This window comes from Ectopseudomonas khazarica (assembly GCF_017915135.1).
GTDB lineage: Bacteria > Pseudomonadota > Gammaproteobacteria > Pseudomonadales > Pseudomonadaceae > Aquipseudomonas > Aquipseudomonas khazarica.
The window spans coordinates 2338856-2351932 of the sequence record NZ_CP068551.1 but is presented as its reverse complement, the minus strand read 5'-3'; the positions used below and the strand labels follow the sequence as shown (position 1 = coordinate 2351932).

The 13077-nt window shown below is 65.8% G+C and carries 13 protein-coding genes and 4 tRNA genes; 13 read left to right on the top strand and 4 right to left on the bottom strand.

The window, feature by feature from the left end:
* Positions 1–42: 42 nt before the first annotated feature.
* The 13 genes from JLK41_RS11165 to JLK41_RS11105 all read left to right on the top strand — a co-directional run bounded on the left by JLK41_RS11165 (position 43) and on the right by JLK41_RS11105 (position 12400).
* Positions 43–2490, top strand: a complete 2448-nt coding sequence (locus JLK41_RS11165) for an acyl-CoA dehydrogenase (RefSeq protein ID WP_210391015.1) — start codon at positions 43–45, stop codon at positions 2488–2490.
* A 94-nt stretch (positions 2491–2584) separates the two neighbouring features.
* Positions 2585–2995, top strand: a complete 411-nt coding sequence (locus tag JLK41_RS11160) for a PA2817 family protein (RefSeq protein ID WP_134675946.1) — start codon at positions 2585–2587, stop codon at positions 2993–2995.
* A gap of 104 nt (positions 2996–3099) precedes the next feature.
* A complete protein-coding gene (locus JLK41_RS11155) occupies positions 3100–3648 on the top strand; it encodes a Tll0287-like domain-containing protein (protein WP_210391014.1) in 549 nt (182 codons plus the stop codon).
* The gene (locus tag JLK41_RS11150; protein WP_037051846.1) at positions 3645–3929 is read left to right on the top strand and encodes a metal-sensing transcriptional repressor; all 285 of its coding nucleotides are present in this window, start codon (positions 3645–3647) and stop codon (positions 3927–3929) included. The genes JLK41_RS11155 and JLK41_RS11150 overlap by 4 nt, the downstream gene beginning before the upstream one ends.
* A gap of 195 nt (positions 3930–4124) precedes the next feature.
* The gene (locus tag JLK41_RS11145; RefSeq protein ID WP_150609417.1) at positions 4125–4988 is read left to right on the top strand and encodes an MBL fold metallo-hydrolase; all 864 of its coding nucleotides are present in this window, start codon (positions 4125–4127) and stop codon (positions 4986–4988) included.
* Positions 4989–4998: 10 nt separating this feature from the next.
* Positions 4999–6738 (top strand): bifunctional protein tyrosine phosphatase family protein/NAD(P)/FAD-dependent oxidoreductase, encoded by a 1740-nt coding sequence (locus JLK41_RS11140; RefSeq protein WP_179554074.1) that lies wholly within the window; start codon positions 4999–5001, stop codon positions 6736–6738.
* Positions 6735–8510 carry a SulP family inorganic anion transporter gene (locus JLK41_RS11135; protein WP_210391013.1) on the top strand — a complete coding sequence of 592 codons (1776 nt, stop codon included), beginning with the start codon at positions 6735–6737 and terminating at the stop codon, positions 8508–8510. The genes JLK41_RS11140 and JLK41_RS11135 overlap by 4 nt, the downstream gene beginning before the upstream one ends.
* Positions 8507–8887: a rhodanese-like domain-containing protein gene (locus tag JLK41_RS11130; protein ID WP_152488595.1), complete on the top strand. Its 381-nt coding sequence runs from the start codon at positions 8507–8509 to the stop codon at positions 8885–8887. Before JLK41_RS11135 ends, JLK41_RS11130 begins: the two co-directional genes overlap by 4 nt.
* Before the next feature lie 174 nt (positions 8888–9061).
* A complete protein-coding gene (gene cydP, locus JLK41_RS11125) occupies positions 9062–9280 on the top strand; it encodes a cytochrome oxidase putative small subunit CydP (RefSeq protein ID WP_210391012.1) in 219 nt (72 codons plus the stop codon).
* Positions 9277–10842 carry a cytochrome ubiquinol oxidase subunit I gene (locus tag JLK41_RS11120; protein ID WP_150609409.1) on the top strand — a complete coding sequence of 522 codons (1566 nt, stop codon included), beginning with the start codon at positions 9277–9279 and terminating at the stop codon, positions 10840–10842. The genes cydP and JLK41_RS11120 overlap by 4 nt, the downstream gene beginning before the upstream one ends.
* A gap of 10 nt (positions 10843–10852) precedes the next feature.
* Positions 10853–11992: a cytochrome d ubiquinol oxidase subunit II gene (cydB, locus tag JLK41_RS11115; protein WP_210391011.1), complete on the top strand. Its 1140-nt coding sequence runs from the start codon at positions 10853–10855 to the stop codon at positions 11990–11992.
* An 11-nt stretch (positions 11993–12003) separates the two neighbouring features.
* Positions 12004–12117, top strand: a complete 114-nt coding sequence (gene cydX, locus JLK41_RS11110; protein WP_037051820.1) for a cytochrome bd-I oxidase subunit CydX — start codon at positions 12004–12006, stop codon at positions 12115–12117.
* Positions 12110–12400, top strand: a complete 291-nt coding sequence (locus JLK41_RS11105; protein WP_210391010.1) for a cyd operon YbgE family protein — start codon at positions 12110–12112, stop codon at positions 12398–12400. The genes cydX and JLK41_RS11105 overlap by 8 nt, the downstream gene beginning before the upstream one ends.
* Before the next feature lie 54 nt (positions 12401–12454).
* Here the strand turns inward: JLK41_RS11105 and JLK41_RS11100 are convergent.
* From JLK41_RS11100 to JLK41_RS11085, 4 genes are all read right to left on the bottom strand, one after another.
* Positions 12455–12530: transfer RNA gene (locus JLK41_RS11100), tRNA-Gly, on the bottom strand.
* A gap of 14 nt (positions 12531–12544) precedes the next feature.
* Positions 12545–12620, bottom strand: a tRNA-Glu gene (locus JLK41_RS11095).
* 45 nt (positions 12621–12665) lie between these two features.
* Positions 12666–12741, bottom strand: a tRNA-Gly gene (locus JLK41_RS11090).
* A 15-nt stretch (positions 12742–12756) separates the two neighbouring features.
* Positions 12757–12832, bottom strand: a tRNA-Glu gene (locus JLK41_RS11085).
* Between the last annotated feature and the right edge of the window lie 245 nt (positions 12833–13077).

Here is a 13077-nt window from a genome sequence, read left to right as displayed (position 1 = left end):
TATGCTCGGGGCGTCGCCCGCTCGAATCATGGAGGAATGCAAATGCTCGTCATCTGGTTGCTGGTTCTGCTACTCGGGGTCGTCTATCTGGCCCATAGCCGTACCGCCGCCCTGCCCGCGCTGGGCATCACCGCCGCCTACCTGTTGGCCATGGCCCTGTTCAGCCCGGTACCCGGCTGGCTGCAGCTGCTGCTGTGGATCGTCACCGGCGCGGTCGCTGCCTTCATGCTGCTCGGCGACCTCCGCCGGCAGCTGTTCACCAGCCCGCTGTTCGCCTGGTTCCAGCGCGTGCTGCCGCCCATGTCGAGCACCGAGCGCGACGCCATCGAAGCCGGCACCGTCTGGTGGGATGGCGAGCTGTTCAGCGGCAGACCGGACTGGGACAAGCTGCTGGCCTACCCCAAGGCCACGCTGAGCGAGGAAGAGCAGGCCTTCATCGACGGCCCCACCGAGGAACTCTGCGGCATGATCAGCGACTGGCAGGTCGGCCAGCAGCTGGACCTGCCGGAGAAAGCCTGGCAGCACATCAGGCAGCACGGTTTCTTCGCCCTGATCATTCCCAAGGAGTACGGCGGCAAGGGTTTCTCCGCCTACGCCCACTCGCAGGTGGCGATGAAACTGGCCACCCGCAGCGGTGACCTGGCCTCCACCGTGATGGTGCCCAACTCGCTCGGCCCTGCCGAGCTGCTGCTGCACTACGGCACCGACGCGCAGCGCCAGCACTACCTGCCGCGCCTGGCCAGCGGCGAGGACATCCCCTGCTTCGCCCTCACCGGCCCGCTGGCAGGCTCCGATGCCGGCGCAATGCCCGACACCGGGATCATCTGCAAGGGCCAGTGGAATGGCGAGGAAGTCATCGGCCTGCGCCTGAACTGGGAGAAGCGCTACATCACCCTGGGCCCGGTCGCCACCCTGCTCGGCCTGGCGTTCAAGGCCTATGACCCCGAGCACCTGCTGGGCGACCAGGAAGACCTCGGCATCAGCCTGGCCCTGGTGCCCACCGAGACCCCTGGCGTGGAAATCGGTCGCCGCCACCTGCCGCTGGGCGCCGCCTTCATGAACGGGCCCAACAGTGGCAAGGACGTGTTCATTCCGCTGGACTACCTGATCGGTGGCCAGGAGTACCTCGGCAAGGGCTGGATGATGCTGATGAACTGCCTGTCGGTCGGTCGTTCCATCTCGCTGCCGGCCGTCGGCACCGGCGCCGCCAAGTTCACCAGCCTGACCACCGGCCAGTACGCCCAGTTGCGCGAGCAGTTCAACGTGCCGCTGGCCGCCTTCGAAGGCATTCAGGAGGCCCTCGCGCGCATCGGCGGCAACGCCTGGCTGATGGACAGCGCGCGCATCCTCACCGCCAACGCCGTCGACCTGGGCGAGAAACCGTCGGTACTGTCGGCGATTCTCAAGTACCACCTCACCGAGCGCGGCCGCGAGTGCATCGGCCACGCCATGGACGTGCACGGCGGCAAGGGCATCATCATGGGCCCGAACAACTACCTGGCCCGCTCCTGGCAGGGCGCGCCGATCTTCATCACCGTCGAGGGCGCCAACATCCTCTCGCGCAACCTGATGATCTTCGGCCAGGGCGCCATCCGCTGCCATCCCTATGTGCTCAAGGAAATGGCCCTGGCAGACCGCGAGGACAAGGACCAGGCGCTGGCCGAATTCGACACGCTGCTGATGAACCATATCGGCTTCGCCGTGGGCAACGCCGCCAGCAGCTTGCTCCTGGGCCTGACCCTCAACCGCCTGGGCCAGGTTCCCGGCGACGACATCAGCCAGCCCTACTACCGTGCGCTCAACCGCCTGGCGGCTGCGTTCGCCCTGTGTGCCGACAGCAGCATGATGCTGCTCGGCGGCGACCTGAAGCGCCGCGAGCGCCTCTCCGCGCGCCTCGGCGATGTGCTCAGCCACCTGTACCTGGGCTCGGCGGCGCTCAAGCGCTATCACGACCTGGACTACCCGGAGGCCCTACGGCCGCTGCTGCGCTGGGCCATGGAGGAAAACCTGTACCACGCCGAGCAGGCCCTCGATGAGTTGCTGGGCAACTTCCCCAACCGCCTGTTCGGCTGCCTGCTCAAGGTGCTGGTGTTCCCGCTGGGCCGCCGCCATCAGGGGCCGAGCGACGAACTGGATGGCGAAGTCGCCGCGATCATCGGCCGCCAGGCCGGCGACCCGGCCCTGGAGTCGGTCCTGGAAGGCTGCTATCGCCCGCAGGCCGACCAGGATTCGGTCGGCGCCCTGCAGCATGCGCTGAACCTGGTGCACGCCAGCCACGATGCCCGCAAGCGCCTGCACCAGGCGCTCAAGGATGGCAGCCTGCAACCGGCCCCCGGCCAGGACGCCATCGAAGCGGCGATTGGCGCCGGCATTCTCGACGGCGAGCAGGGCCAGCGCCTGCAGGATGCCGAAGCGGCGCGGCGCCGCGTGATCGACGTCGACGACTTCGCCAAGGAAGAGCTCAAGCTCGGTCGCGGCAAGGTGCGCTGACAGCAGCCGGCACCAGGCCGGCAATCACCCGGACGGGACAGCGGGCGCCAGGAACTCTATACTCCTGCGCCCGTTTTACCCTTCAGGAAATCGCATCATGGCCAGCCATCTCGAACACCACCTCGCCCTGCTCAACCACCTGCGCGGCATCCTCGTCGCCCTGGGCGAAGCCGAACAGGTGCTCGACGACAGCCACGCCCTGTTCCTCGAACGTTACGACGAACTGCTCGCCGAACTGCCGCGCGACCCGGTCTCCAGCCAGTACCTGGGCCAGGACCTGATCAGCCAGGTGTTCAACCGCTACCCGCAGATCGCCCATCTGGTGCCGCGCGACCTGCTGTGGTTCTTCGGCGGCGATTGCCTGCACTTCATGCCGGACGAGGAAATTGCCCTGTACCAGACGCTCGATGAACGTCGCTTCGCCGCCGAAGAGAACGGCGAGCCGTTCGACTGGCACCAGGAAAAGCAACTGCTGACCCTGCCCACCGACGGCGCCCGGCACTGATCCGCACCTGAATGCACTACGAGTCGTCGTGTCGCAGGTCGTGGCGATGACAGCGCGCTGGTTTCGTGCATAAATACCCCCACCAGTATTTATGAGGATCGATCATGCGCACCCTGCTGCTCGCCGCCCTGCTTACCAGCGACACCCTGTATGCCGCCACGCCCTGGCAGGAGGACGCGGCCAAGCAGATACCTGCGTTCGCCGAACAGCTGCTCGGCACCGTGCGCCAGGCCATCGCCGATGGCGGGCCGGGTGCAGCGGTCCAGGCCTGCCACGCACTGGCGCCGCGGATCGCCAGCGAACACAGCCGGCAGACCTGGCAGATCGGCCGCACGTCCCTGAAGGTACGCAACCCGGACAACGCCCCCGATGCCTGGGAGCGCCGTGTACTGCAGGATTTTGCCGCCGCAGCCGCCAGCGGCACGCCCGTCGCGCAGCTGCGCCATGCCGAGGAAGTCGACGGGCAATACCGCTACATGCAGGCCATCGCCGTCGGCGAGCCTTGCCTGGCGTGCCACGGTGCGACGATCAGGACAGAGGTAGAGAATGCGATTGACCAGTACTATCCGCATGATCAGGCCCGCGGCTACCAGCTTGGCGAACTGCGCGGCGCCTTCACCCTGAGTCGCCCCATCGCACAGGACACGCCATGACCGAACCTACCGACCTGCACGCACGCATGCTCGAGCAGCAACAAGCGATGCTCAAACGCCTGGCCCGGGTCGAGGGCCAGATACGCGGCATCCAGGCGATGATCAGGCGCGGCGAGGATTGTGCCGCCATTGCCCAGCAGTTCTCGGCGGCGCGCAGTGCGCTGGACAAGTCCTATCGGCTGATGCTCACCTGCCTCATCGAAGAAGCCATGCTCGACCCGGAGCAGGACACCGAAGCGTCACTGCAGCGCGTGCGCGAGATCTTCACCAAGTACACCTGATCACCCCTCTCCGGCGTGCGTTCGAGTCCGCCGGATCTGGCCAAAGCCAAGTCATTCAACGACTTGCAGGACGGTTATGGCCGTCCTGAACAAGGCCACCCTCGCTTATTCCATATCAATCTATGCATAGAACCAAAACACAGTTAAGCTCTTTCTTAACTAAATACTCCCACGGGTATGAGAAGGAGCCTGGTCATGCAGCCCGATGTCGTCGAATTCTTCGATCCTGCCACCTACACCTACAGCTATGTGGTCATTGACCCAACCTCGCAGCATTGCGCGATCATCGACTCGGTGCTGGACTACGATGCCGCCTCCGGGCGCACCTCGCACGCCAGCGCCGAGCGCATCGTCGCCTTCGTCAGGGCACGCGATCTGCACGTCGAGTGGCTGCTGGAAACCCACGTGCACGCCGACCACCTCTCCGCCGCGCCCTTCCTCAAGCGCGAACTGGGCGGCCAGTTGGCCATCGGTGAAAACATCAGGGTGGTGCAGAACACCTTCGGCAAGCTGTTCAACGCCGGCAGCGAGTTCGCCACCGACGGCAGCCAGTTCGACCGCCTGCTTCGCGATGGTGACGAGTTCCGCATCGGCGAGCTGCGTGGCCGGGCCCTGCACACCCCTGGCCATACCCCGGCCTGTATGACTTACCTGATCGGCGACGCCGGCTTCGTCGGCGACACGCTGTTCATGCCGGACTACGGCACCGCGCGCTGCGACTTCCCCGGCGGCGATGCCCATGTGCTGTTCCAGTCGATCCAGAAGCTCTTCGCCCTGCCCGACGACACCCGCCTGTTCATGTGCCACGACTACAAGGCAGCGGGCCGCGACGATTTCCGCAACCAGACCACGGTCGCCGAACAGCGCGCGCACAACGTGCACGTTCACCAGGGCATCGCCGAGGCCGATTTCGTCGCCATGCGGCGCGAGCGCGACGCCACCCTGGGCATGCCCAACCTGATCCTGCCCTCGGTGCAGGTCAACATGCGCGCCGGTCAGCTGCCGCCGGCCGAAGGCAACGGCACCCGCTACCTGAAGATCCCTCTCGACGTGCTCTGAGGTCATCACCATGGAATCGCTCAAGCGCCTGACCCCGTTCATCGCCGTGGCAGCCCAGTTGCAGCCGGCGGACATGGGCATGCTCGCCGCTGCCGGTTTTCGCAGCGTCATCAACAATCGCCCCGACGGCGAAGAGCAGGGCCAGCCCGGCTCCGCCGAACTGGCGGCCGCCGCCCAGGCCAATGGCCTGGAGTACTACCACCTGCCCGTGGTTTCCGGACAGATCGGCGACGACGACGTCAGCGCCTTCAATGCCCTGCTGACACAGGCGCGTGGCCCGCTGCTGGCGTTCTGCCGAAGCGGCACTCGCTCGACCAGCCTGTGGGCGCTGAGCGAGGCCCACCACCTCGACCCGCAGGTGCTGCTCAGCACCGCAGGCGAGCAGGGTTACGACCTCAGTGGGCTGGCACCACGCCTGCAGCAACGCTGGCAGCAGGCGCCGCTGCCCCAGGCGCAGTCCGCCAGTACGCCCACCCAGCGCTACGACGTGGTCGTGGTCGGAGGCGGCGCGGCGGGCTGTGCGGTGACCGCCAGTCTGTTCAAGCGCAACCCCGAGCTGCGCATCGCGGTGATCGAACCGCGTGAGCAGCACTACTACCAGCCGGGCTGGACCCTGGTCGGTGCCGGCGTGTTCGACCGCGCCCGCACCGAGCGCCCGATGGCGCGCTGCATTCCCCATGGCGCGCACTGGATCCACGCGGCGGTGGCCGGTTTCGAGCCGGAGCAGCAACGGGTGGTGCTGGAAGACGGCAACCGGATCAGCTATCGCGCCCTGGTCGTGTGCCCCGGCCTCAGCCTGCACTGGGATGGCATCGAAGGTCTCAGGGAGACGCTGGGCAAGAACGGCGTGACCTCCAACTACCAGTTCGAACTGGCGCCCTATACCTGGCAACAGGTACAGAACCTGCGCGAGGGCCGCGCCCTGTTCACCCAGCCGGCCATGCCGATCAAATGCGCGGGAGCGCCGCAGAAGGCCATGTACCTGTCGTGCGACTGGTGGCTCAAGCAGGCGGTGCTGGCGCAGATCGACGTCGAGTTCTGCTCGGCAGGCGCGGTGCTGTTCGGCGTCGCGGCCTTCGTTCCGCCGCTGATGCAGTACGTCGAGCGCTATGGCGCACAGCTCAACTTCAATACCGATCTGATTGCCGTCGATGGCCCCGCCAGACGGGCCTGGTTCCGGCAGACCGATGCCAATGGCGAAAGCCGGACGATCGAGAAGACCTTCGACTTCCTGCATGCCGTCCCACCCCAGCGCGCCCCCGAGTTCATCCGCCAGAGCCCGCTGGCGGGTGCCGATGGCTGGCTCGAGGCCGATCACGAAACCCTGCGCCACCCGCGCTTCGGCAACGTCTTCAGCCTGGGCGACGTCTGCGCGGCACCCAATGCGAAAACCGCAGCCGCCGTGCGCAAGCAGGCCCCGGTCGTCGCCGAGAATGTGCTGGCGCTGCTCGCTGGCCGAGGCCCACAGGCGATCTATGACGGCTACGGCTCCTGCCCGCTGACGGTGGAGCGCGGCAAGGTGGTGCTGGCCGAATTCGGCTATGGCGGCAAGCTGCTGCCGACCTTCCCCCTGGACCCGACCGTACCGCGCCGCCTGGCCTGGGACCTGAAGGTGAAGATGATGCCTGGCATCTACTTCGACCTGATGCTCCGGGGCCGCGAGTGGCTGGCCGAACCCAGGCACCTGCCGCATCAGCCCCTGGCGGTGGAGGCACCCGCAGCGTGTGACTTCGACAAGGAGCAGAAATGAAGCTGGGCCACTGGCTGCCCTGTCTGCAATGGGGGCGCACGTACAACCGCGCCAGCGCCTCGCAGGATGGACTGGCCGCGGTGATCGTCACGCTGATGCTGATCCCGCAGAGCCTGGCCTACGCCATGCTCGCGGGCCTGCCGCCGGTGACCGGCCTGTACGCCAGTATCCTGCCGCTGCTGGCCTATGCCGTGTTCGGCACCAGCCGCACCCTGGCCGTCGGCCCGGTGGCCGTGGTCTCGCTGATGACCGCCGCCAGCCTGGCACCGCTGTTCCCTGCCGGCAGCCCGGAATACATCGGCGCCGCGATGCTGCTGGCCTTGCTCTCGGGCCTGCTGCTGGCCGCGATGGCCATGCTGCGCCTGGGTTTCGTCGCCAACTTCCTCAGTCATCCGGTGGTTTCCGGCTTCATCAGCGCCTCCGGCATCCTCATCGCCGTCGGCCAGCTCAAGCACCTGCTGGGCGTCTCCGCCTCCGGCGAGAACCTGCTGCACCTGCTGCCAGAGCTGCTGCAGGCACTGCCGCAGACGCACTGGCCCACGCTGATCATCGGCCTGCTCAGCCTCGCCTGGCTGGGATGGGCCAGGGGTTACCTCAAGCAGACGCTGCAACGCCTCGGGCTGTCGCCGCAGCTGGCCGGCAACCTGGCCAAGGCCGGGCCGGTGCTGGCCATCGTCGTCGCGATCATCGCGGTCAGCCTGCTGCACCTGCAGCAGGCCGGGGTCAAGGTCGTCGGCAGCGTGCCCCAGGGCCTGCCCGGCCTGACACTGCCGACGCTGAACCTGGAGCTGGCCGTGCAGCTGCTGCCGGCCGCGCTGCTGATCAGCCTGGTGGGCTTCGTCGAGTCGGTCTCCGTCGGCCAGACACTGGCGGCGAAACGCCGCCAGCGCATCCAGCCGGACAACGAGCTGCTCGGGCTGGGGGCGGCGAACCTCTCCGCAGCCTTCAGCGGCGGCTTTCCCGTCACCGGCGGTTTCGCTCGCTCGGTGGTCAATTACGATGCCGGGGCGCAAACCCCCATGGCCGGCGTGTTCACCGCCATCGGCATCGGCGTCAGCGTGATGCTGCTGACACCCCTGCTGCACGACCTGCCGCAAGCGGTGCTGGCAGCCACCATCATCGTCGCGGTGCTCAGCCTGGTGGACCTGCGGTCACTGCGCCATACCTGGCGCTACTCGCGCCAGGATGGCGCAGCGCAGGCCGCGACCCTGTTCGGCGTGCTGCTGATCGGTGTCGAAGCCGGCATCCTCATCGGCGTCGGCCTGTCGCTGCTGCTGTTTCTCTGGCGCACCAGCCAGCCGCACATGGCCGTGGTCGGCCAGGTACCGGGCAGCGAGCACTTTCGCAACGTCGAGCGCTTCGCCGTGGTCGAGTCACCCAGCGTGCTGTCGCTGCGTGTCGACGAGAGCCTGTACTTCCCCAATGCCCGCTATCTGGAAGACCGTATCGGCGAGCTGATCGCCAGCCGCCCGCAGGTGCGCCACCTGGTGCTGATGTGTCCGGGCGTCAACCTGATCGACGCCAGCGCCCTGGATTCGCTGCACGCCATCGTCGAGCGCCTGCATGCGGCCGGCGTGCAGCTGCACCTGTCCGAGGTCAAGGGACCGGTGATGGATCAGCTGCGCCGCTCCGACTTCCTCGAACGCTTCGCCGGCCAGGTATTCATCAGCCAGTTCCAGGCGCTCAAGCACCTGGCGCCGCAGCTGACCCGGGAGACCCTGGAGCGTGCCGATACTCCCTCCCCCATACGCGACGAAAGGAACGTTTCATGAAGAGCGCACATGACCTGGTGGCCGCTGCCAGGAGCCGCATCGACGAAGTCGATCTGCCGCAGGCTGACGCGGCCATCCGGGCTGCCGACCTGCTGATCGACGTGCGAGAGGCGGACGAGTTCAGCGCAGCGCACATTCCCGGCGCCGTCCACATCCCTCGCGGGCTGCTGGAATTCAGGCTGAGCAACGACCCGCAACTGGCCAACCGCGACCTCAGGCTGGTGCTCTACTGCAAGAACAGTGGACGCTCGGCGCTGGCCGCCGACGCCCTGCGGGAAATGGGCTACCGCCAGGTGCTTTCCCTGGCAGGTGGTATCGATGCCTGGCAGGCCGCCGGACGCGACGTGCTCGCCCCCAGCCTGCCGGAATTCGACTGAAACGGCCCGTGACCGGCAACGCCTGTCACCGTCGGCAAGCTAATCGCGGTTCTACTGACCTGCATCAATCCCCGGCACTTCTATACTCCCCCAGGTAATCAGTAACATTAGGACACACACTGCCAGCGAGCGTCGCCCGCTCAGGGCCGCCCGCTGCCGGCAAGGAGCTCCTGGATGTCCGAACGCCAACCCTCCGCCTCCGCATGGCGCATCCCGCTGGTACGCGAGATCGCCGTGATCCTGCTGATCAAGCTGACCCTGCTGCTGAGCATCAAGGCCATCTGGTTCAACGAGCCGGCCGTCCCCGGCGACGGCCAGCAACGCGTCGAGGCCCACCTGTTCGGCCCCGCTACCACCCCCTCTTCAATACCCACCGAGGAGAAACCGAGATGATCTCGGAATCAGTCGTCGACCTGTCACGCCTGCAGTTCGCCATGACAGCGATGTATCACTTCATCTTCGTGCCCCTGACCCTGGGCCTGGCCTTCCTGCTGGCGATCATGGAGTCGGTCTACGTGATGACCGGCAAACAGGTCTATCAGGACATGGTCAAGTTCTGGGGCAAGCTGTTCGGCATCAACTTCGCCCTGGGCGTCACCACCGGGCTGACCATGGAGTTCCAGTTCGGCACCAACTGGGCCTACTACAGCCACTACGTCGGTGACATCTTCGGCGCGCCACTGGCCATCGAAGGGCTGATGGCCTTCTTCCTCGAATCCACCTTCATCGGCCTGTTCTTCTTTGGCTGGGATCGCCTGTCCAGGCTGCAGCACCTGACCGTGACCTGGCTGGTGGCACTGGGTTCGAACCTCTCGGCGCTGTGGATCCTGATCGCCAACGGCTGGATGCAGAACCCGGTCGGCGCCGAGTTCAACTTCGAGACCATGCGCATGGAGCTGACCGACTTCGGCGCCCTGCTGTTCAACCCGGTGGCCCAGGTCAAGTTCGTGCACACCGTGGCGGCCGGCTACGTCACCGGTTCGATCTTCGTCCTGGCGATCTCCAGCTACTACCTGCTGAAAAAGCGCGACCAGGGCTTCGCCCGCCGCTCCTTCGCCATCGCTTCGGCCTTCGGCCTGGCCTCGATCCTCTCGGTGATCGTCCTCGGCGACGAATCCGGCTACGAGATCGGTGACGTGCAGAAGACCAAGCTGGCCGCCATCGAAGCCGAGTGGGACACCCACCCGGCACCGGCCGGCTTCACCCTGTTCGGCCTGCCCAACCAGCAGGAGCAGCGCACCGACTATGCGGTGAAGATTCCCTACGTGCTGGGCCTGATCGCCACCCGCTCGCTGGATGAAGAGGTCAAGGGCATCAAGGACCTGCTCATCGAGCACGAGGCACGCATCCGTACCGGCATGAGCGCCTACGCGCTGCTGGAGCGCCTGCGCGGCGGCGACAAGTCGGCAGAGACCATCGCCGCCTTCAACGAGGTCAAGAACGACCTGGGCTACGGTCTGCTGCTGAAGAAGTACACGCCGAACGTGGTCGATGCCAGCGAAGCGCAGATCAGGCAGGCGGCGCTGGACACCATCCCCAACGTATTCAGCCTGTTCTGGACCTTCCGCATCATGGTCGCCTGCGGCTTCCTCATGCTGGCGCTGTTCGCCTGCGCCTTCTGGGCCTCGGCGAAGAAGAACGAGGAAAGCAAACCCTGGCTGCTGAAATGGGCGCTGTGGAGCCTGCCCCTGCCGTGGATCGCCGCGCAGACCGGCTGGTACGTGGCCGAGCATGGTCGCCAGCCCTGGTCGATCGGCGAGGTGCTGCCGACCCACCTGTCCGCCTCCAGTCTGTCGACCGGCGACATCTGGGGCTCGCTGACGGCGCTGATCGCCTTCTACAGCCTGCTGCTGGTGGTGGAGATGTACCTGATGATCAAGTTCGCCCGCCTCGGCCCCTCCAGCCTGCACAGCGGACGCTACCACTTCGAGCAACAGCAGCCGGCCCACGCCTGAGGACTTCGTCATGTTCGACTACGAAACACTGAAACTCGTGTGGTGGCTGCTGATCGGCGTGCTGCTGATCGGCTTCGCCCTGACCGACGGCTTCGACATGGGCGCCATGGCGCTGATGCCCTTCGTGGGCAGGACCGACAACGAACGCCGCGTCGCCATCAACACCATCGCCCCGCACTGGGACGGCAACCAGGTATGGTTCATCACCGCCGGCGGCGCGCTGTTCGCCGCCTGGCCAATGGTCTACGCGGTGGCCTTCTCCGGACTGTACTGGGCGATGCTGCTGGTGCTGTTCGCCCTGTTCTGCCGGCCCGTCGGCTTCGACTACCGCAGCAAGGTCAGCGACCCGCGCTGGCGCAGCGCCTGGGACTGGGCCCTGTTCGTCGGCGGCGCGGTGCCTGCGCTGGTATTCGGCGTGGCCTTCGGCAACCTCTTCCTCGGCCTGCCGTTCCAGCTCGACGACATGATGCGTTCGACCTACCACGGCTCCTTCTTCGCCCTGCTCAACCCGTTCGCGCTGCTCTGTGGCGTGGTCAGCCTGAGCATGCTCTGCGCCCATGGCGGCGCCTGGCTGATGCTGCGCACCGAGGGTGACCTGGCAGCACGTTCGCGCCGCGCCACCTACCTCTGTGCCCTGGTATTCCTGGTTGGCTTCCTTCTCGCTGGCAGCTGGCTGGCCATGGGCATCGAAGGCATGACCCTGGCCAGCGCCGTGGATGCCGGCGCCGCCCTGAACCCGCTGAACAAGCAGGTGATCGCCGACAACGCCGGCTGGCTCGGCAACTATGCCCGTTACCCGGTGACCCTGGTCGCCCCCGTACTGGCCCTGCTCGGCGCCCTGCTGGCGATTCTCGCCAGCACCTGGCGACGCGCCGGCCTGGCCTTCGCCGGCAGCAGCCTGATGATAGTCGGGGCCATCTGCACCGCAGGCTTCGCCCTGTTCCCCTTCGTCTTCCCCTCGAGCCTCGATCCGGCCTCCAGCCTGACCCTGTGGGACGCGGTATCGAGTCGCAAGACCCTGGGCATCATGTTCGTCGTCGCCTGCATCTTCGTTCCGCTGATCCTCGTCTACACCCTGTGGGGCTACGTGAAGATGTGGGGCAAGCTCAACGAGCAGAGCATCGAAGCCAACCCCCACGGCCTGTATTGAGGAGAAACGCGATGTGGTACTTCACCTGGATTCTTGGCGTGCTGCTGGCCTGCAGCTTCGGCATCATCAACGCCCTGTGGCTGGAAACCACTCAGGACCTCGACACCGAGAGCGAGCATGAGTGAACTTGCCCTGAGCGAGCGCGCGCCACTGCGCGCGCTCTCCTGGCTGCTGGCGATGCCCATGGCGCTGGTGCTGCTGATCCATCCCGGCGCCATGCTCGACAGCCAGGGAGGCTACAGCCATTCGCTGCTGATGCTGGTGATGTGGGGCGTGTCCTGCGCCTTCATCCACGGCGTCGGCTTCACGCCGCGCCTGCGGCTCTGGCGCACGCTGTTCTCGCCCTGGCTGGGCTGGGGGCTGTGCGGACTGGGCTATGCCCTGCTGGGCCTGGCACAAGCGACCTGAAGGCAAATCGCAGAAACGAAAACGCCGCTCGAATGAGCGGCGTTTTCGTTTATTTGGAGCGGGAAACGAGACTCGAACTCGCGACCCCGACCTTGGCAAGGTCGTGCTCTACCAACTGAGCTATTCCCGCGGTACAACTTGAAGTGGCGTCCCCTAGGGGACTCGAACCCCTGTTACCGCCGTGAAAGGGCGGTGTCCTAGGCCACTAGACGAAGGGGACCTGGAACTTCGTTTGAAACCCTGCCGAAGCAGTATTTCGAAAATCTGGAGCGGGAAACGAGACTCGAACTCGCGACCCCGACCTTGGCAAGGTCGTGCTCTACCAACTGAGCTATTCCCGCATGTACAACTTAAAGTGGCGTCCCCTAGGGGACTCGAACCCCTGTTACCGCCGTGAAAGGGCGGTGTCCTAGGCCACTAGACGAAGGGGACACACCCCGGAACATCAAACAACTTTCCGGCTTCCTTCGCTCTGTTTCTAGCATTGCGCTGGAAGTGGCGCGCATTCTATGGAGCCTTTCGGAGTCCGTCAACCTCTCTCTAAAAAATTTTTAAAATCAAAGACTTCAGACCATAAATTGACATGGCACTAGGAGCCATGCGGCCAAGCCACTACACTCGGTCGAAAAGTCGATTTCCGAGAGGTCCCAAGCAGTGTCCGCACTCGTGATTACCCT

What these genes read in the sequence shown, in the direction of transcription:
- JLK41_RS11165 (WP_210391015.1), top strand. Translation starts at nt 43, where the DNA reads ATGCTCGTCATCTGGTTGCTGGTTCTGCTACTCGGGGTCGTCTATCTG.
- JLK41_RS11155 (WP_210391014.1), top strand. Translation starts at nt 3,100, where the DNA reads ATGCGCACCCTGCTGCTCGCCGCCCTGCTTACCAGCGACACCCTGTAT.
- JLK41_RS11150 (WP_037051846.1), top strand. Translation starts at nt 3,645, where the DNA reads ATGACCGAACCTACCGACCTGCACGCACGCATGCTCGAGCAGCAACAA.
- JLK41_RS11145 (WP_150609417.1), top strand. Translation starts at nt 4,125, where the DNA reads ATGCAGCCCGATGTCGTCGAATTCTTCGATCCTGCCACCTACACCTAC.
- JLK41_RS11140 (WP_179554074.1), top strand. Translation starts at nt 4,999, where the DNA reads ATGGAATCGCTCAAGCGCCTGACCCCGTTCATCGCCGTGGCAGCCCAG.
- JLK41_RS11135 (WP_210391013.1), top strand. Translation starts at nt 6,735, where the DNA reads ATGAAGCTGGGCCACTGGCTGCCCTGTCTGCAATGGGGGCGCACGTAC.
- JLK41_RS11130 (WP_152488595.1), top strand. Translation starts at nt 8,507, where the DNA reads ATGAAGAGCGCACATGACCTGGTGGCCGCTGCCAGGAGCCGCATCGAC.
- cydP (WP_210391012.1), top strand. Translation starts at nt 9,062, where the DNA reads ATGTCCGAACGCCAACCCTCCGCCTCCGCATGGCGCATCCCGCTGGTA.
- JLK41_RS11120 (WP_150609409.1), top strand. Translation starts at nt 9,277, where the DNA reads ATGATCTCGGAATCAGTCGTCGACCTGTCACGCCTGCAGTTCGCCATG.
- cydB (WP_210391011.1), top strand. Translation starts at nt 10,853, where the DNA reads ATGTTCGACTACGAAACACTGAAACTCGTGTGGTGGCTGCTGATCGGC.
- cydX (WP_037051820.1), top strand. Translation starts at nt 12,004, where the DNA reads ATGTGGTACTTCACCTGGATTCTTGGCGTGCTGCTGGCCTGCAGCTTC.
- JLK41_RS11105 (WP_210391010.1), top strand. Translation starts at nt 12,110, where the DNA reads ATGAGTGAACTTGCCCTGAGCGAGCGCGCGCCACTGCGCGCGCTCTCC.